The sequence below is a fragment of the Pseudomonas sp. NPDC089996 genome (assembly GCF_044748405.1).
Classification (GTDB): domain Bacteria; phylum Pseudomonadota; class Gammaproteobacteria; order Pseudomonadales; family Pseudomonadaceae; genus Aquipseudomonas.
The window spans coordinates 237,792-261,414 of sequence record NZ_JBIVGA010000006.1; the positions used below are offsets into that span (position 1 = coordinate 237,792).

At 55.4% G+C, this 23,623-nt stretch carries 23 protein-coding genes; 17 read left to right on the forward strand and 6 right to left on the reverse strand.

From position 1 onward, the window contains the following. The first annotated feature begins 220 nt into the window (after positions 1–220). Positions 221–1,684 carry a sugar porter family MFS transporter gene (locus ACIPW4_RS12975; RefSeq protein ID WP_400658367.1) on the forward strand — a complete coding sequence of 488 codons (1,464 nt, stop codon included), beginning with the start codon at positions 221–223 and terminating at the stop codon, positions 1,682–1,684. Positions 1,685–1,909: 225 nt separating this feature from the next. Next, the gene (locus tag ACIPW4_RS12980) at positions 1,910–3,268 is read left to right on the forward strand and encodes a carbohydrate porin (RefSeq protein ID WP_400658368.1); all 1,359 of its coding nucleotides are present in this window, start codon (positions 1,910–1,912) and stop codon (positions 3,266–3,268) included. Positions 3,269–3,692: 424 nt separating this feature from the next. On the opposite strand, the gene ACIPW4_RS12985 is transcribed toward ACIPW4_RS12980, so the two are convergent. Beyond that, the gene (locus tag ACIPW4_RS12985; RefSeq protein WP_400658370.1) at positions 3,693–3,998 is read right to left on the reverse strand and encodes a Dabb family protein; all 306 of its coding nucleotides are present in this window, start codon (positions 3,996–3,998) and stop codon (positions 3,693–3,695) included. A gap of 60 nt (positions 3,999–4,058) precedes the next feature. After that, positions 4,059–4,931 carry an intradiol ring-cleavage dioxygenase gene (locus tag ACIPW4_RS12990; protein WP_400658372.1) on the reverse strand — a complete coding sequence of 291 codons (873 nt, stop codon included), beginning with the start codon at positions 4,929–4,931 and terminating at the stop codon, positions 4,059–4,061. A gap of 157 nt (positions 4,932–5,088) precedes the next feature. On the opposite strand from ACIPW4_RS12990, the gene ACIPW4_RS12995 reads away from it, so the two are divergent. Beyond that, entirely contained in the window at positions 5,089–6,003 is a 915-nt protein-coding gene (locus tag ACIPW4_RS12995; protein ID WP_004576106.1) for a LysR family transcriptional regulator, read from the forward strand. A 58-nt stretch (positions 6,004–6,061) separates the two neighbouring features. Here the strand turns inward: ACIPW4_RS12995 and ACIPW4_RS13000 are convergent, their stop codons facing one another. From ACIPW4_RS13000 to ACIPW4_RS13010, 3 genes are all read right to left on the reverse strand, one after another. Further along, positions 6,062–7,126: a maleylacetate reductase gene (locus ACIPW4_RS13000; RefSeq protein WP_400658632.1), complete on the reverse strand. Its 1,065-nt coding sequence runs from the start codon at positions 7,124–7,126 to the stop codon at positions 6,062–6,064. A 76-nt stretch (positions 7,127–7,202) separates the two neighbouring features. After that, positions 7,203–7,586 (reverse strand): nuclear transport factor 2 family protein, encoded by a 384-nt coding sequence (locus ACIPW4_RS13005; RefSeq protein WP_400658374.1) that lies wholly within the window; start codon positions 7,584–7,586, stop codon positions 7,203–7,205. A gap of 105 nt (positions 7,587–7,691) precedes the next feature. Beyond that, complete coding sequence (locus ACIPW4_RS13010; protein WP_400658376.1) at positions 7,692–8,606, reverse strand: LysR family transcriptional regulator; 915 nt, start codon at positions 8,604–8,606, stop codon at positions 7,692–7,694. A gap of 318 nt (positions 8,607–8,924) precedes the next feature. Between ACIPW4_RS13010 and ACIPW4_RS13015 the strand changes: the two genes are divergently transcribed. The 6 genes from ACIPW4_RS13015 to mmsB all read left to right on the forward strand — a co-directional run bounded on the left by ACIPW4_RS13015 (position 8,925) and on the right by mmsB (position 15,909). Continuing rightward, complete coding sequence (locus ACIPW4_RS13015; RefSeq protein WP_086975070.1) at positions 8,925–9,791, forward strand: sugar phosphate isomerase/epimerase; 867 nt, start codon at positions 8,925–8,927, stop codon at positions 9,789–9,791. A 46-nt stretch (positions 9,792–9,837) separates the two neighbouring features. Continuing rightward, positions 9,838–10,833: an inositol 2-dehydrogenase gene (gene iolG / locus ACIPW4_RS13020; RefSeq protein ID WP_004576112.1), complete on the forward strand. Its 996-nt coding sequence runs from the start codon at positions 9,838–9,840 to the stop codon at positions 10,831–10,833. A 51-nt stretch (positions 10,834–10,884) separates the two neighbouring features. Next, on the forward strand, positions 10,885–11,970 hold the full coding sequence (locus ACIPW4_RS13025) for a Gfo/Idh/MocA family protein (RefSeq protein WP_400658378.1): 1,086 nt from the start codon (positions 10,885–10,887) through the stop codon (positions 11,968–11,970). 93 nt (positions 11,971–12,063) lie between these two features. Next, positions 12,064–13,131 (forward strand): multiple monosaccharide ABC transporter substrate-binding protein, encoded by a 1,068-nt coding sequence (gene chvE, locus ACIPW4_RS13030; protein ID WP_400658380.1) that lies wholly within the window; start codon positions 12,064–12,066, stop codon positions 13,129–13,131. A gap of 55 nt (positions 13,132–13,186) precedes the next feature. Continuing rightward, the gene (mmsA, locus tag ACIPW4_RS13035) at positions 13,187–14,722 is read left to right on the forward strand and encodes a multiple monosaccharide ABC transporter ATP-binding protein (RefSeq protein WP_400658382.1); all 1,536 of its coding nucleotides are present in this window, start codon (positions 13,187–13,189) and stop codon (positions 14,720–14,722) included. Further along, entirely contained in the window at positions 14,719–15,909 is a 1,191-nt protein-coding gene (mmsB, locus tag ACIPW4_RS13040; protein WP_400658384.1) for a multiple monosaccharide ABC transporter permease, read from the forward strand. The genes mmsA and mmsB overlap by 4 nt, the downstream gene beginning before the upstream one ends. A 95-nt stretch (positions 15,910–16,004) precedes the next feature. Here mmsB and ACIPW4_RS13045 read toward each other — a convergent pair whose 3' ends face one another. Next, entirely contained in the window at positions 16,005–16,874 is an 870-nt protein-coding gene (locus tag ACIPW4_RS13045) for a sugar phosphate isomerase/epimerase family protein (protein ID WP_400658386.1), read from the reverse strand. A gap of 236 nt (positions 16,875–17,110) precedes the next feature. Between ACIPW4_RS13045 and ACIPW4_RS13050 the strand changes: the two genes are divergently transcribed. The 8 genes from ACIPW4_RS13050 to ACIPW4_RS13085 all read left to right on the forward strand — a co-directional run bounded on the left by ACIPW4_RS13050 (position 17,111) and on the right by ACIPW4_RS13085 (position 23,401). After that, on the forward strand, positions 17,111–18,118 hold the full coding sequence (locus tag ACIPW4_RS13050; RefSeq protein ID WP_400658388.1) for a LacI family DNA-binding transcriptional regulator: 1,008 nt from the start codon (positions 17,111–17,113) through the stop codon (positions 18,116–18,118). Between the two features lie 366 nt (positions 18,119–18,484). Further along, positions 18,485–20,893, forward strand: coding sequence for a membrane-bound PQQ-dependent dehydrogenase, glucose/quinate/shikimate family (locus tag ACIPW4_RS13055; RefSeq protein WP_400658390.1), 2,409 nt, complete (start codon positions 18,485–18,487; stop codon positions 20,891–20,893). Positions 20,894–21,041: 148 nt separating this feature from the next. Continuing rightward, positions 21,042–21,353 (forward strand): winged helix-turn-helix domain-containing protein, encoded by a 312-nt coding sequence (locus ACIPW4_RS13060; protein ID WP_400658392.1) that lies wholly within the window; start codon positions 21,042–21,044, stop codon positions 21,351–21,353. 49 nt (positions 21,354–21,402) lie between these two features. Continuing rightward, positions 21,403–21,561, forward strand: coding sequence for a hypothetical protein (locus tag ACIPW4_RS13065; RefSeq protein WP_400658393.1), 159 nt, complete (start codon positions 21,403–21,405; stop codon positions 21,559–21,561). 17 nt (positions 21,562–21,578) lie between these two features. After that, on the forward strand, positions 21,579–21,803 hold the full coding sequence (locus ACIPW4_RS13070) for a DUF2188 domain-containing protein (protein ID WP_400658395.1): 225 nt from the start codon (positions 21,579–21,581) through the stop codon (positions 21,801–21,803). Then, positions 21,800–22,228 (forward strand): DNA methylase, encoded by a 429-nt coding sequence (locus tag ACIPW4_RS13075; protein WP_400658397.1) that lies wholly within the window; start codon positions 21,800–21,802, stop codon positions 22,226–22,228. Before ACIPW4_RS13070 ends, ACIPW4_RS13075 begins: the two co-directional genes overlap by 4 nt. A gap of 338 nt (positions 22,229–22,566) precedes the next feature. Next, positions 22,567–22,968 (forward strand): hypothetical protein, encoded by a 402-nt coding sequence (locus ACIPW4_RS13080; protein WP_400658398.1) that lies wholly within the window; start codon positions 22,567–22,569, stop codon positions 22,966–22,968. A gap of 142 nt (positions 22,969–23,110) precedes the next feature. Then, the gene (locus tag ACIPW4_RS13085; RefSeq protein WP_400658400.1) at positions 23,111–23,401 is read left to right on the forward strand and encodes a hypothetical protein; all 291 of its coding nucleotides are present in this window, start codon (positions 23,111–23,113) and stop codon (positions 23,399–23,401) included. Positions 23,402–23,623: the final 222 nt, after the last annotated feature.

Sequence of the window (23,623 nt, forward strand, 5' to 3'; positions counted from 1 at the left end):
CACCGCAAGAGTCGACCATCCGCGATTGCAATCAATCATCCTCTGCTCCTGAACGGTTACTCATCGTGAGATGGCCGCGTATCACTATTCTGGAAGAAAATCGCCTCTATCGCACGTCAGCTTTTCATGGGGGAAAAACACATTTCCCCAACGCCTGTTTTTTTTTGAATGTAGCGGGGATAGCCTTTCACTACCAACTACATAAATCTAAAAAAGGTAGATGCTCATGCAACCTGGCGACCATGCCTTGCCTAGCCAAAAATCCAAGATCCTATGGCGCGTAGCGGCCATCGCAACCATGGGTTCGCTCGCCTTCGGTTACGACACCGGTGTGATCTCGGGTGCCCTCCCATTCATGACGCTTGATCCGAGTGAAGGTGGACTCGGTCTTACCCCCGTGACTGAAGGAGCGGTTGCATCCTCTCTGATTTTTGGTGGCGCGGTGGGTGCGTTTGCTGCCGGACATTTGGCTGACCGTTACGGTCGTCTCCTAGTTCTCAAGCTGCTAGCTCTGCTGTTCGCCTTCGGCGCCATCGGGAGCGCACTGGCCCCAAGTATTTGGGCCATGATCATGATTCGCTTTGCCTTGGGCATCGCTGTCGGCGGCGCTTCCTCTATCGTTCCGGTATTCATCGCCGAGCTTGCCGGGCCCAAACACCGGGGGAGGCTGGTCTGTCAGAGTGAATTGATGATCGTCTCCGGCCAATGCCTGGCCTACATCTCGAGCGCTCTCCTGGCTCATCTGTTTGAGAATCCAGCTATTTGGCGATACATGCTGGCGATTGCTTTGATCCCAGCTGCCCTGTTGTACATCGGTACGAATTTCGTCCCGACTTCCCCTCGTTGGTTGGTGACCAAAGGGCGCGTTGATGAGGCTCGCAAGATATTGCTGGGCCTGCGCGATACCGAGAAGGAAACTGATGAGGAAGTGAAGGAAATCGTCGAGCAGTGCAGTTACGAGCGCACTCATACCACGATGGTCAGCAAGCTCAGTGAGCCATGGCTGATGAAGCTGCTGTTGGTGGGGATTGGTCTTGGGTTTGTTATCCAAGCGACCGGCGTGAATGCTTTCATGTACTACACGCCGAGCATCCTTAAATCCACCGGTATGGGAACCAGTGCTGCCCTGGTAGCTACCATTGGTAATGGTGTGATTTCGGTAATTGCTTGCATGATCGGCATGTGGGCCATCAGTCGCATGGGTCGTCGACCAATGCTGATCTTGGGGCTCGCAGTTGTTGTCCTGACCCAGATCTTCCTGGGTGTTGTAATCAACTTCATGCCTAGTTCGCTCACGCAGAGCTACCTGGCACTGTCCGGTATTCTGGTGTTCCTCTTCTTCATGCAAATGTGCATCGGCCCTGTCTACTGGGTGCTGATGTCTGAAATCTTCCCGACCCACTCTCGCGGTGTCATGAACGGGATCGCGGTGGGTCTGTTCTGGATCTTCAATGCCATCGTAGCCTTTGCTTTCCCAATTGCCTTGAGCTATTTCGGCGGCATGACCTTCTTCCTGTTCGCTGTGGTTAACGTATTCTCGATTATTTTCTGCCTGCGCTGTGTACCAGAGACCAAAGGGCTTTCGCTGGAAGAAATCGAGCGGCTCATGGAACATCGCTTTGGTGGAAAAAATGACTCGCTTCAAGAATCAAGCATTAAAGCCAAAACAAGTATTTCTTGGTGATCCTGCTTAAATAGTTGTGCCTGCAGTGGCACTGCCTAAGTGGTGGTGCCACTGCATATAACCTCCAGGCAGCTTTAAATTCTTACGCTCAAACCCTCTTGATCGATTGCTCGCTTTCAGTGTTTGGCACATGAAAGTGAGCCTTTTTGCGTGTCGCTCCAGCAGTAGAGCTTCTGCTCATAAGCTCGCACTTCGTAAAATAATAAAAGTACAGTAGGAGAGTATATGCCAGTCGTCTATCTTCACCCTGTTAACCCCCGCGTTCTGCTTGGCGTTACTGTATTGGGTCTGATTGGTTTGATTTCAGACCATGTTAGGGCTGATGAAAAGTTTGAAGCTTCAAATTACTTGACTGGCGACTGGGGTGGTTTGAGATCTGAGCTCCATGAGAAGGGGGCTGATATCATAGTCGAGTATGTGGGGGAGGCTGCTGCAAATTTGCACGGTGGTTACAATCAGGACAAGACTGCGCGCTATACCGACCAGCTCGCCCTGGGGACTTCGCTGGACATGAACAAGCTCGCAGGATGGCAGGGGGCGAAGTTCCAGCTGATGATTACCGAACGCAGTGGTCGCAACCTAGCGGGTGACCGGATTGGTGATCCACGCGCAGGCATGCTCAGCTCGACCCAGGAGGTTTATGGGCGTGGGCAGACATGGCGCCTAACGCAGATGTGGCTGAGTCAGGAGTTTCTACATGGTGATCTGGATGTGAAATTCGGGCGCTTCGGTGAAGGTGAGGACTTCAACACCTTCCCTTGCGACTTTCAGAACAACGCCTTCTGCGGCGCCCAGGTGGCGAACTGGGCTGGTTCGGTCTGGTACAACTGGCCAGTCAGCCAGTGGGCGGCGCGTGTGAAGTACAAGCTCACGCCTGAGGTCTACGCGCAGGTTGGGGCCTTTGAGGTTAACTCTTCCTATCTTGAAACTGGCAATGGTTTCAAGCTCAGCGGCAGTGGTGCTGAGGGGGCCTTGTTCCCTGTAGAGCTGGTCTGGACACCGAAGGTAAATGGCCTGCCAGGCGAATATCGAGCTGGGTATTACTACAGTAATGCTAAGGCTGATGACGTTTACGATGGGGCGGATGGCCAACCTCAACCTGTATCGGGCGGGGCGTTTCAGAGTCATGGCAGCAAGCACGGCTCCTGGGTTGTCATCCAGCAGCAGTTGACGTCTCGCGGTGGCAGCATTGATCGCGGTCTGTCTGTGTTTTTCAATGCCACCATGCACGATAAGGAAACCAACCTGGTCGACAACTTCGTTCAGGTCGGTGTGTCTTATAAGGGCCCGTTCGACTCCCGTCCGAAGGATGATTTCGGATTTGGCGTTGCACGTATCCACGTCAACCCAGCAGTAGCTAAACAAGCCAGTCTCACCAACCAGCTCGCCGGCATCAACGACTACGACAATCCAGCGTTCATGCCCATTCGCGATACCGAATACGATGCGGAGATCTACTACGGGTTTGCCGTAACTCCCTGGCTCACCCTGAGGCCGAACCTTCAGTACATCCGTCACCCGGGTGGTGTGGAGGAGGTCGACAGTGCAGTGGTTGCAGGCTTGAAAATGGCGGTTAAGTTCTAAGCTGACTCTAGAGTGCCAAGCCCGACATTAATGTCGGGCTTTTTTTTTGCGTGCGCCATACATGGCGCGTTGCGCGTTAGCGCAACCCGTTTGGCTGTGGGTGGTCGAGCGGGTGACTTGGAGCTGAAAGTCCTCTACTCGCCCGGCAAGGGGAAGTGTTAGCCCGAGGCAAGGGCGTCGAGGGCGACTGCGGATCTGAAGGAAGCCCGAGTCAAAATGCTGGCCTGACGAACAGGAAGCGGATTAGACGGCGTAGCGGGATAGCCACCGCAGGCGACGTCGTATACGGAACCGTATGTACGGTGGTGTGGGAGTACGGCGTGTGCGAGTCCGCCTAAGTTGTGAGCCGCGTCTCATGAGAGTGCATGTAGAAAACCAACAGGCAATAAAAAGCCCGTTGATTGAACGGGCTCCTGTCGTGGGTTTAGCCTACGTAGTCGACCTGGTACCGATGGGTACGCAGGTTGCCCAGAGCCTCTTTCACGCGGATGTGGGCAGGGTGGGTTGCGTAGTCCTGGAGCGCCTGAGCCGACTCAAATTCCGAATACAGGACGACATGGCATGCGTAGTCGATTTTGCTGAAGTCGACACCTATCTCGAGAAGCTTGAGGCCGGGAATCTCGTTCCGTATCGCTTCGAACTCTCGCTTCACTTTGTGAATGTTGTCGGTGCGTTCTTGTTCGCTGTCACCGCGTAAATTCCACATGACAATGTGTTTTACAGGTTGCATGTTGGTGCTCCAGGGAAGGGCAAAGCCCGACCAGTCGTGCTCGGGCTGTAGTGGAATTTCTTATCGGGTGACTGGGTTCAGAACGAAGTCAAAGTCGAGGGTGTAGTACGGAGAGTCTACTTGATTGCCATAGGGGTCGAGGCCGGGCTGATGCTCCACCCAATCCGCGATGAGCGAAGAGCGCACACCGAATACGGCGTCAGAGTCCAGGTACTCACCATGCTCCCGGAAGACGTGGGTTACCAGACGCTCATGGTTCGGCGAGATGATCATGAAGTGCAGGTGCGCAGGCCTCCAGGGGTGGCGGTCTAGCGCCTGCAGCATTTTGCCTACCGGGCCATCGTGGGGAATCGGATAGCACTCAGGAACGATGGTCTTGAAGTGGTAGAGGCCTTCGCTGTCGGCCTGCAGCACCGCGCGGCCCTGATAAGTCTCTTGCCCGAGCTCGGGTTTCTGGACGTCGTAGAAGCCGGCGTCGTCAGCCTGCCATACCTCGATGACAGCGTGAGGCACTGGGTTGCCATCGATGTCTTTAATAGAGCCACGCACATACCACGGCACGCCCGGCAAACCATCGCTGATGTCGGCGCCGAGGTCGTACTGCGGGGCATTCTGCACGTGGAATGGGCCGAACACGGTGGCTTCAGTACAGCCGTCTGGCTTCTTGTGGTTCTGTGCAGTCACGAGGGTGGACAATCCCAGCGTGTCCGAGAGAAGAATGAACTCCTGGCGCGTCGGAGAACAGATCTGGCCCACTGCGGTCAGGAATTCGATGCCTTTCTCCCACTCTGGCTCGGTGAGTTTTGTCTCACGAGCGAAAGCGTGAAGGTGCTGAACCAGGCTGGTCATGATCTCGCGCAGGCGCGCGTCATCAGCGTTGGCGTTTCGAGTCAAAACGGCCTGGGTAATAGTGTGTTCGTCCAGATTTCTCATTGGTTGCCCCTGGTTCCTTCTTTCTTGTAATCGGCGATGTCGGGGGGCTTCCCCGGCATTTTCGAATTGGTGTAACTACGCTAAAGTGCTTCCCAGTGGAATAAAATACTGACAATGAAATTCTTTGTTTCACCCGTGAAAAACTGAGAGGCATCCCGTGGATCGCTACACCGAGATAGAGCTCTTCGTTCAGACAGCAGAGCTGGGAACGCTGAGCAAGGCTGCTGAAAAATTGGATATTTCCAATGCTGCAGCGAGCCGACACCTGGCAGCGCTCGAGAGTCGGCTTCGTGTGCGTCTGGTCGACCGGAATACTCGGCGCTTAGCGTTGACCAACGCGGGTCATGATTTTTACGGTCGTTGTAAGGCCTTGCTTGCTGAATGGGCGGAGGCTGAAGCATCGGTGAATGCGGCGTTGGTCGAGCCCACCGGTACCCTGACCATCACGGCGACGATTTCCTTCTCTATGCTGCACCTAGCGCCTCTAGTGCCTGCATTTAAGCGTCTGTATCCAGGCATCAAGGTGAAGATCATCGGTGCCAACCGCTACTACGACATCATGGATACGGAAATTGACCTCGCGATTCGTACCCGAGAATTTGAGGCTGACTCCAACATCACGATTCGGCGCTTGGCGGAAACGCGGAGAGTGCTTGCAGCATCCCCGTCATACCTAGCCCAGCGTGGGTATCCAAAAACAGTGGCCGACCTCGAGAATCACGACCTGCTTATCTATAGCCACGCGAACCATCCCAACTCGATGGAGTTCACCAGAGGGGAGGAGAGGGCTTCGGTCAAGATTCAGCCTTCGATGGAGTCGAACGACGGGCAGATAGTTAGAGCCGCGGCGCTTGCCGGTGCAGGGATTTTGGTTCAGCCCAAGTACATCATCTACGACGACTTGGTTGCCGGCAGATTGCTCCCTGTTCTTGATGACTGGGATTTGCCCCGATTGACGATCAATCTTGCCTTCCAGGATCGTCGCTACATGCCTGCAAAGACCAGACTGTTCATCGATTTCCTGCTGGAGCATTTCAAGAAGGAAGGCTACGAGCGGTATTGGACGAGGTAAAAAAAGACCCACTCAACCCCCCGCACGAGGATTGAGTGGGTTAAGGCAAATCCGCAGCTTAAACTGGGCGGTTACCTTCATAAGCGTTCTGAAGCAGCTCGCGGATCGCATCACGTTCGATTGGGCGAGGGTTCCAGTAAGGGTTGGCCAGCGCAATTTCAGTAGCGCGATCCATGTCGGCTTCGTTGACGCCCAAGGATTTCAACGCCAGGGGCGCACCCAAGGACTTGGACAGGTCGTACAGCGCTTGGCCTGCCGAGGCAGATTTCCCACCCAGGGCCCGAACGATGCGGGCAGCCGCATCAGGTGCTGCTTCTGAGTTGTAGGAAATAGCGTGCGGCAGCACGATAGTGTGCGTTGGTGCGTGAGGCAGGTTGAAGCTGCCGCCCAGCGTGTGGCAGAGCTTGTGGTGAAGCGCCATACCGACGTTGCCCAGGACGGTGCTGCACAGCCAGGCGCCGTACAGGCAGTCCGAGCGAGCATCCAAATCTTCCGGATTCTCGAGAATCAGCTTCAGGCCTTCGGCCATTGCGCGGATGCCTTCTTCAGCGATCAGCGACATCACAGGGTTACCGTCCTGTGCGTACAGGCCTTCTGCTGCGTGCGCAATGGCGTTCATACCACTGGTTACGGACAGTTCGACTGGCAACGTCGCCGACAGCTCAGGGTCATAGATGACGGTCTTCGGCAGAACGCGCACATCTTTGCCCGTCCGCTTGATGCCGTTTTCAGTCAGGCCATAAACCGAGGTCATCTCCGAGCCGGCGTAGGTGGTCGGGATAGCAAGAATTGGCAGGCCGGATTCCAAGGCAATCGCTTTACCCAGGCCGGTGGTAGAGCCGCCGCCGATAGCCACAGCACAGTCAGCCCCCAGTTCTTGAGCAACCTGACGAGCCTCACGAGCAGTTTCAATTGGCACGTGCATGACGGCTTTGTCGAAGATGCCGGCAGCACGAGAGCCCAAGATGTCAGCAATGCGTTCTGCCTGGCTGCGCTGTTCTGGAGTCGAGAGTACCAACGCACGACGCGACCCCAGGTGATCAATTTCAGCTTCGAGTTGCTGAAGTGAGCCTTTTCCGAAAATGACGCGGGAAGGAAGACCGGTGTAGGTGAAATTCGCGATAGCCACGGGTTCTAGTCCTGTTGTTGTTGACTACAAATGGCAGCAGGCTGAGCGCTGCAGATGAATTTGGGGTGCGCTATTTGATTGGGGTGGGCTGATAGGCCAGAAACTTCCACTCGCCACCCAGTGAAGTCCATACGGAAAGGGTGCGGTTATTCAGCGTTTTGTGAGTACCGCCGGCTACGATCTCACCGGCCATTCGACCATGTACAATCGCAACGTTGCCGAGGACTTGAATGTTGTCGATGGGGACGTCGAGGTTGAGATACTGGTAGTAGCCGTCCTTACACTTGGCCACGTAACTCGATAGCGAGTCGACGATACCTGTGGAGTGGGTATAGGTGAGGCCCGGGTGGGAGAGGGTGATAAAGGTGTCGATATCGCCCTCAAGCATGGCGCGATATCGACGACCTTCCAGATCATGAATGTGAGATCTGATCTCTTCGGTGATGTGGATCATGCTGGGCTGACCTGAATCTTGTATTTGGTCGAGTCAGCGTATATTTACCGCTATCGGTAAAAAACCGATTTTTGGGAAATCTTTATTTCACCTGTGAAAAACCGATCACTTTGTCCAGAGCCGCTCGTAATCGTTTTTTCGGAAGCGTTCTGCTAGCGCTTCAATGAAGAGTCGAACCTTTGCGGGCATGTGCCTGCGAGTCTGAAAAGCGATGTTCATCGTTAGGCGAGGTAGATCCCAGTCGTCCAATACGGGAACCAGCTCCCCACGCTCAAGGTGATCCTGAACGATGTATTTCGGCTGGATGAGAATCCCGAGGTCATCCAGGGCGGCTTTCAGCACAACCTGGCCATCGTTGGCAGAAATGAAGGATCTCACGTTGACAGTCGCGGTTTCATCCCGGCGCTTGAAGGGCAGCTCGGTTGGGTTAATCGCATAGTCGTACACCAGCATCTTGTGGCGGATGAGATCCATAGGATGCTTGGGGACGCCGTTCTTCTCCAGATACTCGGGGGAGGCGGCGAGGATCCTCCGTGTTTCTGCCAGGCGCCTGATGGTGAGGTTGTTATCTGCCTCGAACTGCCTGGTGCGGATAGCTACGTCAACGTTATTTTCCATCACATCCAGGTATCGGTTTGCAGAGATCACGTCGACACTGATCTCCGGGTAGCGCCGAGTGAACTCAGGAAGGAGCGGTTCGATGTGAAGCAGACAGAATGAAAGTGAGGCGGTAACCCGGAGCACACCGCGTGGCTTCACTACCGCGTCCCTGGCCACGCTCTCGGCTTCTTTCAGGTCTGCCATAACAGATCTGGTGCGCCTGTAGAACTCCTCTCCTACCTCAGTGAGTGACAGTTGCCTTGTTGTGCGCTGCACAAGGCGAACACCCAATCTGGTTTCCAACGCGATGAGGTGTCGGCTTGCTGCAGAGACAGACAGCCCAAGTCGCTCGGCTGCCTTGCTAATGCTGCCTGCCTCGGCCACTTGCAGAAAAAATTCGACCTCTTTGAACGGATCCACGCGATTCTCCCGCTAGGTGGGAAGCTGTATCCCGATCTTACGGGTTTTTTCCACTCATGGGAGAAATTAGACTCACCTCAACGTCACAAAAACAAGAATTGGTACAAACCATGAGACGCCAAGCCCAAGCTTCGTGCACTCCATATTTTCGCGGTCAGCCATGCCGAGGCATCCGCTCGCCTTTCTTGTTGCTCGATCTCAACAACGCTCATCTTCCTGAACGCCTTACCCAGCTTCCCGTGGGCGGTATTCATGTGGATGGAGCTTCGTGCTTCGCGAACACAGTTCGCTTTTCCCTCGTAATTTGAGTGATTCGACATGCCTAGTAATCAAGTTGATCTGATCGCCTCCTACTGGACTATCGCAGGTGACACCTACCCAGGTGCGCAGAGCGAAATCAGTCCTTACACCTTGCAGGAACGCGCCGAAGCAGCTTCCAAAGCCGGCTGGCGAGGCATGGGGTTGGTGTACTCCGACATCGTTCACTCCATCGAAAAACTTGGGCTGCCAACCGTTCGCCAGATTTTTCAGGACAACGGCATGAAGCACCTGGAGGTCGAGTTCCTGATCGACTGGCACCTGGCTTGCGAGCGTCGTTCGGTGTCGGATCGTATGTGCAAAGAGCTGCTCGACATCGCTGCAGATGTCGGAGCCACTCGCCTCAAATGTGCTGCAGGCCTGTTTGAAGAGGGCGATGTAAACGTCCCGCTGATGCGTGAGTCGTTCGCGATCCTCTGTGACAAAGCTGCGGAGTACAAGGTCAACGTAGCCATCGAGTTCCTGCCGTTCTCCAGCGTTAACACCATCGATAAGGCGCTGGCTGTATCCGAAGGCGTTCGCCCTAACGGTGGCCTGATGGTTGATAGCTGGCACATCGCTCGTGGTGGTATGGGCTTCGATGAGATCAGTAAGATTCCTCTTGAGCTGATCAAAGGCGTCGAGATCGATGACGCTGATTTGGCCTTGGTCGGTGACGTGTTCAACGACTCCACCCATTACCGCAAATGCTGTGGTGAGGGGCAGCTGGATCTCCCACATTTCGTTCAGGCAATTCTCGACACTGGCTATCGCGGCCCATGGGGTGTGGAGCTCATCTCGGCTGAGCTGCGCAAGCTTCCCCTGGATGTAGTGGCCAAGCGTGCCTTCGATTCGACGATGGCTCAATTCGTCAACGCGCGCTTCTGAGCACGCGGTTTACCCACATCACGTTAAGAACAACGAGGAATTCATCATGGTTGGAATTGCAGTTCTGGGCGCAGGCCGTATTGGTAAAATTCACGCAGCCAACGTAGCCGCAAACCCAAATGCTCGCCTGATCGCTGTGGCCGATCCGTATGCTTCCGCTGCCCAGTCCCTGGCCGGTGCTCTGGGTGCTGACGCGATGACCGATTGCGAAGCCGCAATCGACCGCAATGACGTTGACGCCATCGTCATCGGTACCCCAACCAATACCCACATCCAGCTGATGATGCGTGCGGTTCGCCAGGGTAAAGCTGTTCTGTGCGAAAAGCCGATTGATCTGGATCTGCTGAAAAGCCAAGCAGCCGTCGAAGAAATCGAAGGCCTGAACGGTCGCGTCATGCTGGCCTTCAACCGCCGTTTCGAAACCACCTTCGCAGCGATGCGTGAAGCGATCATCGCCGGTGAAATCGGTGAAGTTCGCCAGGTCATCATCTCCAGCCGCGACCCTGGCCTTGCTCCAGAAGATTACATTCAGCACAGCGGCGGTATCTTCCGCGACATGACCATCCATGACTTGGATATCGGTCGCTGGTTGCTGGGTGAAGAGCCAGTGGAAATCACTGCCATGGGTAGCCGTTTGGTCGACTCCCCCCTGATGGAAAAGTACGACGACTACGACACCGCGATGGTGCACATGAAGACCGCTAGCGGTAAGCAGTGCCACATCAACAATTGCCGTCAGGCCGTCTACGGGTACGACCAGCGTATCGAGGTCTTCGGCTCCAAAGGCATGCTGCTCCAAGACAACCTGCGCCCAACTACCATGCGCCGCTGGACTCAGGAAGCAACGGACTCGCGTGAGCCGCTGCTGAACTTCTTCCTGGAGCGCTACCAGCAGGCCTACAAGTCCGAACTGGACGCCTTTGTTGCAGCTCTGGTGCAAGAGAAGCCGCTGCCGGTTACCCCGTTTGACGGCCTCCAGGCCCTGCGTCTGGCTGATGCTTGTGTCGAGTCCGTAAGCACTGGTCGCGCTGTAAAGCTTTGATTGACGACGGGCGCCTTCGGGCGCCCGATTTCGTGAGATAGGAGAACAACAATGTCGCTGAATCTGAATGGCAAACCACTGGGTGTCGCTTGCCTGGGCATCACTCACCCGCATACTTCGGGCCGCGTCAAAGCCTTCAAGCGTATCCCTGGCGTTCGCTTCCTCGGCGCCTATGACGACAGCCCGCTGCTGCAGCCGTTCGTTGATGCGCTTGAGCTCGAGGCTCGCACCAAGGACGAAATCCTGGCCGACCCTGATGTTCACGTAGTGCTGGTTCACCCGAAGAGCTACCTGATGGCCGACTGGGCAATTGAAGCCCTGGAAGCAGGTAAGGCGGTGCTGTGTGAGAAACCAGCCGGTCGTGGGCCGCATGACACGCAGCGCATCGTCGAGGCCGTTGAGCGTACCGGTGGTCTGTTCCAGGTCGGCTACTGCTGGAGGTTCGCGCCTTCGGTAGAAAAAATGCAGCAGGTTCTCGAGAGCGGAGAGATCGGCAAGGTACTTCAAGTACGTGCCCACGCCGGCTGCTCCCACGATGAAGCTGATACCAACCATATGAAGCAGCCAGGTGACCGTGGCGGTGCGTTCTATGTGATTGGTTGCCACACCATCGACCGGATCCTCCTGCACTTCGGCATGCCACGCTCCGTTAACGCCCGCATCAGCAAGTTCGCTGGCCAGATGAGCGATTCTGCTCGTGAAGATGCGGCTGCCGCTGTTCTGAACTATGACGACAAGATGGTCACCATCGACTTCATGTCGTGGGATCCGATGCCGTGGACTGAAACCTGGGACATCACGGCCTACGGTACCCATGGTGTGATGCATTCCACTCCAATGCCGGCGTCCTACAAGCTGTACCACGACGGCAAAAACGGCCATCCGCAAGGTTGGACTCACTGGAATGAAACCAGCTTCCCCGAAATCTGGGCAGTACGCAAAACCGTGTACTCCCCCGAGATCGCTGAAATCGGTAACCCGGTGTACTTCGACCGTGAAGCTGCGGCGTTCGTACAGGCCTTGCAGAACGGTACACCGTCGCAAGTGCCAGCTAGCCAGGCTCACAACATCAACATCTTGCTGGAGGCAATTTTCGAGTCCTCCGATAAAGCAGGTCAGGAAGTTAAGCTCGGCTAAGTAATTACACGCTCCACCTTGCTGTACCGCCCCCGCAATGGGGGCGGTTCTGAGTAAAAAGAAAAATAATTGCTACAGTAATAGGTGAAAGTTATGAATAAGCTCATGAAGCTTGCTGCGTCTCTGTGCGTGGTGATTGCGGTTGTCGGCTGCTCGAAGAAAGAAGAAAGCACTAAAGGGCTGATCGGTATTTCAATGCCTTCTAAAGCTGAGGCGCGCTGGACTTCCGATGGTCAAAGTATGGTGGACGCGCTTACCAAGCTTGGCTACAAAACTGATATTCAGTATGCCCAGTACGAGGTTTCCACTCAGTTGTCCCAGCTGGAAAACCTGCTGGTAAAAGGCGTCAAGGGATTGATCATTGCTCCTATCGATGGCACCACGATGACGGACTTGCTTCGTCAGGCTAAGGAAAAGGGCATCACAGTTATTTCCTATGACCGTCTTATCCGAAACTCCAAAGACTTCGATTACTACGCTACTTTCGACAACTATAAAACTGGCGTGCTCCAGGGGGAGTCCATTGTCAGTGCCTTGAAGTTGAATGAAGGTACCGGGCCATTCAATTTCGAAATCTTCGCGGGCTCCACTGACGACAACAATGCTCATGTCGTCTACGCCGGGGTGATGTCCGTTCTGCAGCCTTACATCGATAGCGGCAAGCTCGTGATCCGTAGCGGGCAGGTCAAGCTCGACCAGGTTGCCACGCTGAACTGGGATGGGGCACTTGCTCAGTCCCGGATGGACAACATTCTCAGCGCCTTCTACGGAAAAGCTCATCTCGATGCCGTGCTTGCGATGAACGACCAGCTCGCGGTAGGTGTGGTCTCTTCGCTGAGGGGTGTCGGTTACGGTAGCGGCGGCAACCCGATGCCTGTCGTGACAGGCCAGGATGCGGAAATCCCCAGCGTGAAGGCGATCATCCGGGGTGACCAGCATTCGACCGTATTCAAGGACACTCGCGCCTTGGCTGAAGCTGCAGCCGTGATGATGGACAGCTCTCTTCAAGGCAAGGATGTGCTGGTAAACGACACCACCTCGTACAACAACGGCTCCATGGTCGTTCCTACCCAGCTCCTCTCTCCAGTTTCCGTAGAAGCCAAGGATGTGCAAAAGGTTCTGGTCGATTCCGGTTACTACACCAAAGACCGTCTGCAGTAACTGCCCAATGTCAGCGGCTCGGTTCCCGCGCCGCTTTTGAGATAGGAGGAGAGCCATGTCACCTCATCTTCTTGACATGCGCGGCATTCAAAAATGTTTTGGCCAGGTTAAAGCCCTCACCAGTGTGAATCTTCAGGTGGGCAAGGGTGAAATCCACGCCATTTGTGGTGAGAACGGCGCTGGGAAATCCACCCTGATGAAGATCTTGAGTGGTGTTTATCCTGCCGGAAGTTACGAAGGGTCGATAAGGTTTGACGGTGAGGTACGCCAGTTCAGCGACCTGCGTGACAGCGAGGCCTTGGGGATCTGCATCATCCACCAGGAGCTTGCGCTTGTGCCGATGCTCTCGATCACTGAAAACCTTTTCCTTGGGCACGAAGTTGCTACCAGGGGAGTTATCGACTGGTCGCTTGCACATCGCAAAGCGAAGGTTTTGCTGGAGAAAGTAGGCCTGGAGGTTTCGCCCCAGACCCGTGTAAACCAACTGGGCATTGGTCAGCAGCAACTCGTCGAGATTGCAAAAGCGCTCGGCAAGGACGTTCGCCTTTTGATCCTTGATGAGCCTACTGCCAGCCTCAATGAGAAGGATAGCGAGCGGCTTCTGGAGCTCATGCTCGAGCTGAAAGCGAAGGACATCACGTCGATCATCATCTCCCACAAGCTCAACGAAATATCACGTGTGGCGGACGGGGTTACGGTCATCCGGGATGGGACGACGGTCGACGTCATTGACTGTCGTGAATCGCCGTTGAGCGAAAACCGGGTCGTCCAGGCAATGGTTGGCCGTGAGCTGGCTGACCGTTACCCGAGCAGAGAGCCAAACCTCGGCGAGAAGCAGCTTGAGGTGGAGAACTGGTCGGTGGAGCATCCGGAGCGCCCGGGCGAGGACTTCATCCGCAACGTGAGTTTCTATGCTCGCAAAGGTGAGGTGGTGGGTATCGCAGGCCTCATGGGCTCTGGTCGCACAGAACTCGCAATGAGCATTTTTGGTGGTTCTTTCGGCAAGAACATTCGAGGAACCGTCCGCCTGAATGGGCAAGAGCTTCGCGTGCGCAGCGTGCGTGAAGCTATTGATAACGGCGTCGCCTACGCCACTGAAGATCGCAAGGGCGCCGGACTATTGCTGGCCGATGGTATTGGTCGGAACGTAAGTCTGGCCAGCCTGAAATCCCTGGCACGCCGGTGGATCATCAACGAGACCGAGGAGCTTGGTGTTGGTGATGGTTACAAGAAAACCCTACGCATTCGAAGCCCCGATCTTCGCCAACCTGTAGAGCGTCTCTCTGGCGGCAACCAACAGAAGGTGGTGCTCGCGAAATGGCTGTTCTCCGACCCCGAAGTCCTGATCCTGGATGAACCCACCAGGGGTATCGACGTGGGTGCCAAGTACGAGATCTATGGGGTGGTTAACCAGGTAGTGGCGAAGGGCAAGACCGTGATCATGATCTCTTCGGAGATGCCCGAATTGCTCGGCACCTGCGACCGGATCTATGTGATGAACGAGGGACGGTTCGTCGGGGAGTTCCCAATCAAAGAGGCGTCTCAAGAGCGAATCATGCACGCCATCATGAAAAATGAGGTGATCCAATGACTGATGTCATCGCCCCAGTGGCGGCAAAACCGAGCTTGTTTCCTGCTATCAAACGAGGCGCCCGCGAGTACGGGTTGTTGAGCTCTTTGCTCGTCATCATCGTGTTCTTCCAAATCGCCACGGGCGGCGCATTGCTCCAGCCTCTCAACCTGACCAACCTGATCTTGCAGAACAGCTACATCGTGGTTATGGCCTTGGGCATGCTCATGGTCATCGTCTGCGGTCACATCGACTTGTCGGTCGGCTCCATCGTTGGGGTAATCGGCTCTATAGCAGCAGTGTTGATGGTGCAGTACCAGTTCGACTTCATCACGGTATCGCTGCTGTGCTTGTTCATCGGCGGCCTCATAGGTGCTGCGCAAGGCTACTGGGTGGCGTTCTGGGGAATGCCCTCATTTATCGTGACCCTGGGCGGCATGCTGATCTTCCGTGGGGCCACCATCGCCATTGGTGAAGGGCAGTCGATTGGGCCATTCCCGGCAGAGTTCGTCGCCCTGAGCGCGGGCTTCCTGCCTGACCCCTTCCAAGGCCAAGGTCTCAAAGTCACCTCCCTGGTGCTTGGTGTATTGGTAGTTGCGTGCTTCCTTTGGATTGAATGGCGTGCTCGTAGGAGGGTCAGCAAAGCTGGTGGGGAGGTTATGCCCCTTTCTTTGTTTGCGCTCAAGCATGGCATCCTGGGTGGCGCCATCATCGCCTTCTGCTTCATGTTGGCGACTTACCGAGGACTTCCTACGGTACTGGTCATCATGTGTGCACTCATCGGCCTGTATACGTTCATCATGAATCGGACGGTGATTGGGCGTTGGATCTACGCAGTGGGCGGGAACCTGAAGGCTGCAAAGCTTTCCGGTATCAACACCGCCCGGGTCACCTTCTTCACCTTTGTGAACATGGGTGTACTGGCTGCTGTGGCAGGCCTGATCTTTGCGGCTCGCCTGAACAGCGCAACGCCACGCGCCGGCAGTGGTTTCGAGTTGGACGTCATCGCCGCCGTATTTATTGGGGGAGCCTCGGCATCCGGTGGGGTAGGGAAGGTAATCGGCGTGGTGATCGGTGCCTTCATCATGGGCGTGTTGAACAACGGTATGTCCATCATGGGCATCGGCGTTGACTACCAGCAAATGATCAAGGGGGCAGTGTTGCTGGCCGCCGTGTTCGTGGATGTGTACCAGAAGAACAGGGTGTAAAGGCTTCACTCGAGGCATCGCGTGCATAGAAAAATCCCGGCTCATGAGCCGGGATTTTTTGTTGTGATCGTCGCAGTCAGGACTGATGTGAATGCTCAGGCTCGCAGTTCTGGATATGCCAATAGCGACTGTTTGCACAACTGCGCCACATCCTCTGCGCTCATGTTCTGGTTCATGACCGAGAACACCTCCGGCCCAACACCGTTGAGTCCGCCGATGGCATGCAGCGCGGACACGATCCTTTGCAGTGGGAAGTTGCCCGTGCCAGGCCACATGCGTTCAAAGCAATCAGCTTCCAGGGTCACGCCTGCCTTGAGGGGGTGAATCCCGTCGCAGATTTGAACGCAGTGGATGGAGTCGCCTGGAATCGATGCGAGCGTTTCGAGCTTGGACTCGCTGCGAACGAAGTGGAGCGTATCGAGCACCAGGCCGCCGTTGGGTGCTCCGGCACGCTCGACGATCTCCCAGCCCTGCTCAAGCGACTTCACTCCCCACATAGGAATGGGCTCGAGATCACAGATCAGGCCGTGCTCGTGAGCAAGCCGGCATATCTCGGTGTAATGCGTCACCAAGTCATCCACGGCGTAGGCATCTGCTGTGAAGGTCGCATTCAAGCTCATCTGCGTGCAGCCGAGGGCGAGGGCAATACCGAAGAACTCACTCGCGGTCGTCGAGTGATCTGCGATGAAGCCGTCATCCATGTTGTTTGGGTGCCAGTTCGGGTTCCAACTGCAGAGGGGATCCAGGCGGCTGACCCTGATGCCATTTTCTTCAGCAATGGCTCGCATGTCTCGGATTGAGAGACCTGAGGCCACGAGTCTGAGAACCTCCTGAGGCTGGATGGAAAGCTCTTGAAAACCTGCCAGTCGAGTGGCTTTCACCTTATCCGCAAAAGGTAGGTGGAGAACGTTCGAAAACGGCATGGTGAACGTCAGGCCGGACTTTAGATTTTGTTCTGTGGTCATACGTGCCTCTCGACATAAAACGCCAATTTATGACGGTTGCTCGCAGTTTTGTCAGCGCTGAAACTGGAAAACTATTTTTCAGTGATGCCCTGAACGAGCCGAACTGAAGAGTGTGGCTGTGCAGTCGGCTTCCGTGCCATGGTATCCTTCGCCCGAACACCGTTATGCCTGCAGATCTTGGCTTGAGCTCCCATTGGCGAGGCCTATGGGCACATGCTGGGAGCAGTTTGAAGATCATGGCGAAAGCTTTCACCACGCTTGACGACGTAGCCAAGGCCGCTGGGATGTCTCGTGCTCAGGTGTCTAGAGCGCTACGGGGAGATCCTGGTGTCAGGCCAGAAACCCGGGAGCGGATCGATGCGATTGCCGCCGAGTTGCAGTATCGTCCCAACCTTGCAGCTCGTAGCCTCGTCTCGGCGACATCCTCGATTGTAGGATTGGTGATCGGCGATCCGAATAACGCATTCCACATCCAGCTTGCCCAGTCGGTAGACAAGAGACTGCTCGCAGCGGGTTTCGAGCCGGTAACTTCGCTGCGACCAGTTGAAGGTCATTCGGCGGCGTTTGAGCTGGAGCGATTGCTCACCCTCAGGGCTGCTGGTGTCATCTTGTTGGGTACCCCGCATCATCCGAATGTGATTGGAGAAATTGCCGACAGACTCCCTTGCGTCTTCATCGGCAGTAAACGCGTGCCCCACAAGAAAGTGATTTCTGTCGCGGTTGATGACCAAACAGGAGTGCGTCTTGCCATGGAGCATCTGTTCGCACTTGGCCACCAGCGCATTGCTCACCTTGCCGGCGGTCGCGAGCCTTCGTCGAAAGACAGGGCGAGGTTCTACTGCGACATCATGAAAGCTGCTGGGCTGGAACCGATGCTAATCAGAGGTGAGCACAACGCCGCATTCGGCAGAAGAGGGGTTGATGCCCTGTTCGCTCGCGATGAGCGCCCGACTGCCATTTTTGCCTCCAACGATTTCATTGCTTTAGGCGTGCTCGACCGGCTGAAGGGGATGGGCTTGAATGTCCCCGCTGATATCTCAGTAGTTGGATTCGACGACATTCCAGATGCAGAGAACTCCCTCTTCTCGTTGACCACTCTTCGACAGGACACTGATGTGCAGGCCCAGGCTGCGGTCAATGCACTTCAGGCCATGCTGGCAGGCGATACGAGATATCCTCGGCGTGTTGATATGCCCGTGACGTTGATCACGCGGAAATCTACCGGCCCGAACTCGGCACTCTGATCTCTGGGTGTTTAGGTACGTGCTGGCGCGTCCTCCATCTCATCGCAATCGCAAATAATTCCCATCTTAAGGTGTGCGTCACATTGACTCACTCCGGAGCAGCACATACCATGCGCCCGTTTCGTAAGCGGCGCTCGGAGAGCGCCGTTTTCTGACCACCAGATGAGAGCGCTCTCATTTTGTGATCTTTTGCTCATCTACCCAGACGAATATGTTCGGGTATGAGAGCGCTCTCATTGAGCATGGACGCTCACAAGCCCCGTTTGGAGCCCCTTGGACAAATTCTCTGGAAGGGATCCATGGCTGCGCTTTGGACAGTTTTTGGTTGAGTGGCCGCAGCCTCTCGCGTGAATGTTAGGAAAGTGCATGAGATTTAAGAGCGTCCTACCGATAGTCATCGGTGCCGTGCTGACGTTGCTTGGAGCAGGACTCGCCTTTGGGGGAGCCAAGCTGATATCGCTGGGTGGTAGCTGGTACTACCTGCTGGCCGGTCTTGTTATGGCAGCAAGCGGCATCACCCTCATCAAAAAGAAAATCGCAGCGGCATGGATTTCCTTAGCTCTGCTGGTCGCCACTTCTATCTGGGCCTTCTGGGAGGTAGGGTTTGATTTCTGGCAGCTAGTACCTCGACTGATCACCTTCATCGTTATCGCTCTGGTGATGGTGCTGATTGTCCCGCTGTTGGAAGGGAACCGTCGTTTGATGGGGAACCCGGCCCGTGTTGTTATCAGCTCGGCATTGATCATCAGCCTGGTTGGCTTCGGTTATGGCATGTTCCGCCCGCACCCGACTGTAGTCGCGAAGAAAGGCAGCTCTTCACCGGTAATCATGCCCAACGCTGGCGAGTCGGATGGTACTGACTGGACAGCCTATGGTCGCAACACTCACGGTGAGCGTTTCGCCCAGTTCGACCAGATCAATAAGGCCAACGTCAAAGATCTGCAGGTTGCTTGGACTTTCCGTACTGGCGACATGGCAATCAACGGCGCCGAGTACCAGGGCACACCGCTCAAGGTTAATGACACGGTTTACCTATGCACGCCTCTCAACAAGGTCTTTGCACTTGATCCTGTCACTGGTGCTGAAAAGTGGAAGTACGACCCGGTCATTCAGGAAACACCGTCTAACCGAACCTGGAAACGGTGTCGTGGACTTGGCTACTACGACGTAGACAAAGCTCAGGCTGCCGTGACAAACGGAGATGAGGTAGTCGATCCGTCAGTAGCTGCTCAGCCTGCTGAATGCCGTCGCCGCATCGTCATGACGACAGTGGATGCTCGACTGATCGAGCTCGATGCTGATACCGGCAAAACTTGCGACAGCTTCGGTGAGCACGGTACGGTTGATCTGCTCAAAGGCATTGGCCCGAATACCGATGGTTCCTATTCCTTGACCTCGGCTCCACTTGTGGCCGGGGATGTGATCATTGTCGGCGGCAAGATCAATGACAACCTGAAAACCGGTGAGCCGTCAGGCGTGACGCGTGGCTTCGATGTTGGTACTGGCGAGGTGCTTTGGGCCTGGGAAGCGTTGAATCCCAAGCGCGGCGTACCGTTGGCAGCAGGTGAAAACTACCCAGCCGAGTCCCCAAACTTCTGGGGTACTGCTTCATATGATCCGAAGTTGGGGCTGGCCTACATCCCAACCGGGAACCAGACTCCAGACTTTTGGAATGGTGATCGCCATCCGGGTTCGGACGAGTACAACGATTCGATTGTCGCGATTGATGTGAAAACGGGTGTCGATAAATGGCATTTCCGAACTGCCAACAACGACATGTTCGACTACGACGTATCCGCTCAACCGATCCTGTACGATCTACCGAATAAACAGGGTGGTACAACTCCGGTTGTGATTGCGATGACCAAACGTGGACAAATCTTCGTTCTGGATCGGCGCGATGGTACCCCTGTCTTCCCGGTGGAGCAGCGCAAGGTTGCGACTGATGGCGTTCCTGGTATGCGCATCTCGCCGACTCAACCGTACTCTAAGCTGTCCGTAGGTGCTGATCGACTCAAAGAGTCGGACATGTGGGGCGGTACGATCTTCGATCAGCTGATGTGCCGAATCGACTTCAAAGGCATGCGCTGGGAAGGCGAGTTCACTCCGCTTGTTGAAGGCCAAGCCACGCTGATTTACCCAGGCTACTACGGCGGCTTCAACTGGGGCGGCGGTGCAGTTGATGCTTCGACCGGTACCTTGATCGTCAACGACATCCGCATGGCTCAGTGGGCTCGTTTCATTAAGCAGGATGAGGCCAAGCGCATTGGCCTGGTACCGACAACTGAGGGCGAGTATTCCGAGCAGCTTGGCACTCCGTGGGGCGTAGAGCGTTCGATGTTCGTGTCCCACCTGGGCGTGCCGTGCTTCAAGCCTCCATTTGGCACTATGACAGCCATAGACCTCACCTCCGGTGAAACCAAGTGGCAGGTTCCGATGGGCAGCATTCAGGATGCTCCCGTGCACGGCATCGTTCCAGGCGTATATATGCCACTGGGTATGCCCACCATGGGCGGGCCGCTGGTTACCAAGGGCGGTTTGACCTTCTTCCATGGAACTTTGGATTACTACATCCGAGCCCTGGATAACGATACGGGTGAAGAGCTGTGGCGTGGCCGCTTGCCCGTTGGCGGGCAGGGCGCCCCGATGACCTACGTGGGGAGTGACGGTAAGCAATACATCGTCATTACCGTGGGCGGCGCTACACGTACTGGTTCGAACGAAAACCGTGGCGATTATGTGATTGCTTACGCTCTGCCAAGCGCTGCTAAGTAACATCTTCTCCTGGCTGCAGGTCACTGACCTGCAGCCCTTCGGAACATGATCAATCTTGGACAGAATTGCCCCCGCCAACAGTCATCTCACGTTCGCTGATCTGGACTTGGATCGGACACGACGTGAGGTCAGATGCAGAGACCGGCAGATGATCATTAAGGCGACCTCCTGCAGACTCCTGGCTTCTTTGATGGAAAGCGCCGAGCAGGTTGTGTCCCGCACCACTCTGTTTGCCGTTGTGTGGGGCATTCACTTCGACCCTGGTACGAAGGTCTTGGAAGTGCAGCTAACCTATCTGCGCAAAGTTCTCCTCTCCCTCGGTTGTAATGTCCGAATCCATACACACCGCGGTGTTGGCCTCAGGCTGTACGCGATGATAGAGAACAGCAGAGATTACCGATCGGGCAGAATCTGCTCCGCCTCAATGAATTCGCGGCGCGAGCGAGCTCAAGCAGACTGAACACGGTCTGATGCATGCAATCCAAGTTATAGACATTGGAGGATTCGTCATGCAGCCAAAAACCGAAGGAACTGAAGAGCAGGGCCCCAGTGGCGTTCCCTACATCAACGATCCTGAAAAGCCCACCTCACCGCCATTGAATGATGCCGATGCCACAGATGCCGCTGAGGCCGAAGAAGACATTCAGGACGACGCAGAGTCGATTTGAATAGGAGGAACAGCGCCATGGACAACTACCACCTGAGCCCAACTGCTGATGGCTGGGAGCTCAAGAAAGCCGGTGCGGAGCGAGCCTCCAAGCGTGCCGCCACAAAGCAGGAGTTGGTTGGTTCGCTGGCCGACTTCTTTGAGGGAAAAATTGCGTCGGTGAAGATCCACAAGGCCGATGGCACCATCGAGGAAGAGCGCACTTACCCACGTTCCGCCGACCCGAGGCGTTCGAAGGGGTGATATTGGTTACCGCTGCTGACCTTGGTATCGAATTCAGCGATCCGAGCGGCCACGGATTGTACAAGTGGCTGCTCGCGAGCTTTCTGATTGGGAAGAGGATCCGTTCCACAGTCGCAGTGGAGGTCTATCGAAATCTGGTTGTTCGGCATGGCCTGGATACGCCGGAGAAGTTAGCCCGCTGCTCCCATCGAGATCTTGTCAGGATCTTGGGGCAGGCCGGCTATGCAAGGTACGACGAATCTACTGCCACGCGGTTGCACGAGCTGGGTCAAGGCTTAGCTGCAGAGCTGAAATCTCGAACGAATGCTCTGGAGAGCGGGTCAATGAAACCAGCTGAGTTTGACCAGTGGCTACTCAGCTTCAAGGGCATAGGGCCGAAGACATTGGAAATCTTCAATCGTGAAGCTGTTCTGGGAGAAAAGTAATGCGTGTAGTCGGATGGCTTCTATTTGCGCTTGGCTGCGCAGGAATTCTGGTGGCTATGACTTTGGTGGCCATGGCTTTGATGGGTAATCTCAACAATTCAGGTCAACAGCTTATGGTAGGTCTGTTCACTTTTGCACTGTCCGGCACGTTGACCTTGCTGGGAGGTCGCATCAGAGCTAGAGCTAAGCCACTGCTTCCTATTTCGCTCGCGGCCTGAAAATCGGCCACTGTCATCCTCTCAATTTCCCTAGGTGGCACATACCCACGCACAGCTCACGACGGCTTGCAGCTTGTCCATGTGAAGCGATAACGCACGCCGAATCAAGGTAGAGGCTCCATGCCAAATCAAAACAGAGATCAAGCTGAGCAAATAATAGCCGAGGAGTTAGTGGCGGCCTGTCTGGTGATTGAAAGCGGTGGTGGCTCTGCAAAAGATCGAAGCCTTGTCCGTCGTGTCCTGCAAAGTACAGCAGAAGCGCTGCGCGCGCAGAAAATCTCTGTGCACAGCCAAGCAGATGCAATCAGTGAGGTTCAGTTGCCGAGCGCAGCGCAACAGCGCTCCAGCACTCTGGCAGCTCGAAAGGTAGTGATGAAAAGGCGTGGGCGGCAGGTGGTGCTAGACCTTGCTCGCCTCCGTTCGTATGGGGCCCTCATGAACGTGGACAATTGGTGTAAGTCCGCTCTCCGAAGCAACCTGCTGCAGGCCTTCAAAATACTTGGCCAGCCCGAGCTCCGCTGAGATCTCTGCCTTAAATTTTCATCACGCGTCATATTCCGTCACATTAGAAATTGATAATCCGCTCGCCGGTGATAGCGCAGCCGCCTCGCTGCGCTATGGTGAGAGCACCCCACAAATAAGACTAAAGTCGTAGGAGGTCGGCATGCGGATTCGCGGTGACGTTTTCTGGAACTGGGCAGACCCAACGCTGCATCATAGGACTCACGACGAGACACTCGACGATGGCACCAGCATGGATGTCCAGGTGCGACTGTCGCGTACAGGCGCCACCCAATTGTTTATCGGTGTGTATGCCGGTACGGGGATGGTGCTGCATGAGGAGGCATTTCTCTCACGTCCAGGTGAGTCGATGACTCGGGCTCTGGCGTGGGGTGTGGGACGAGCACGATGCCTTGCAACCAATCAGCAACCTGCTGAACGGCAGGTTGCGTAAGGCTCGTGTAGAAGAGGTGGTGGCGGCAACTTAATGGCTGCCACCCAGATTATTCCAGTCGCTATACGCCGACTTTAGCACATGTGGGAGGCGAGGAAGCTCACGTTTGATTTCGCTCAATGCTTCAGGACTTCGAATCCGGCCTAGGCCTACAAGGCAAGGAGAGCCGCAAACCTATGGCCTGCAGCTGGATACGTGATTGCTCGATTCGTACGATGCTTG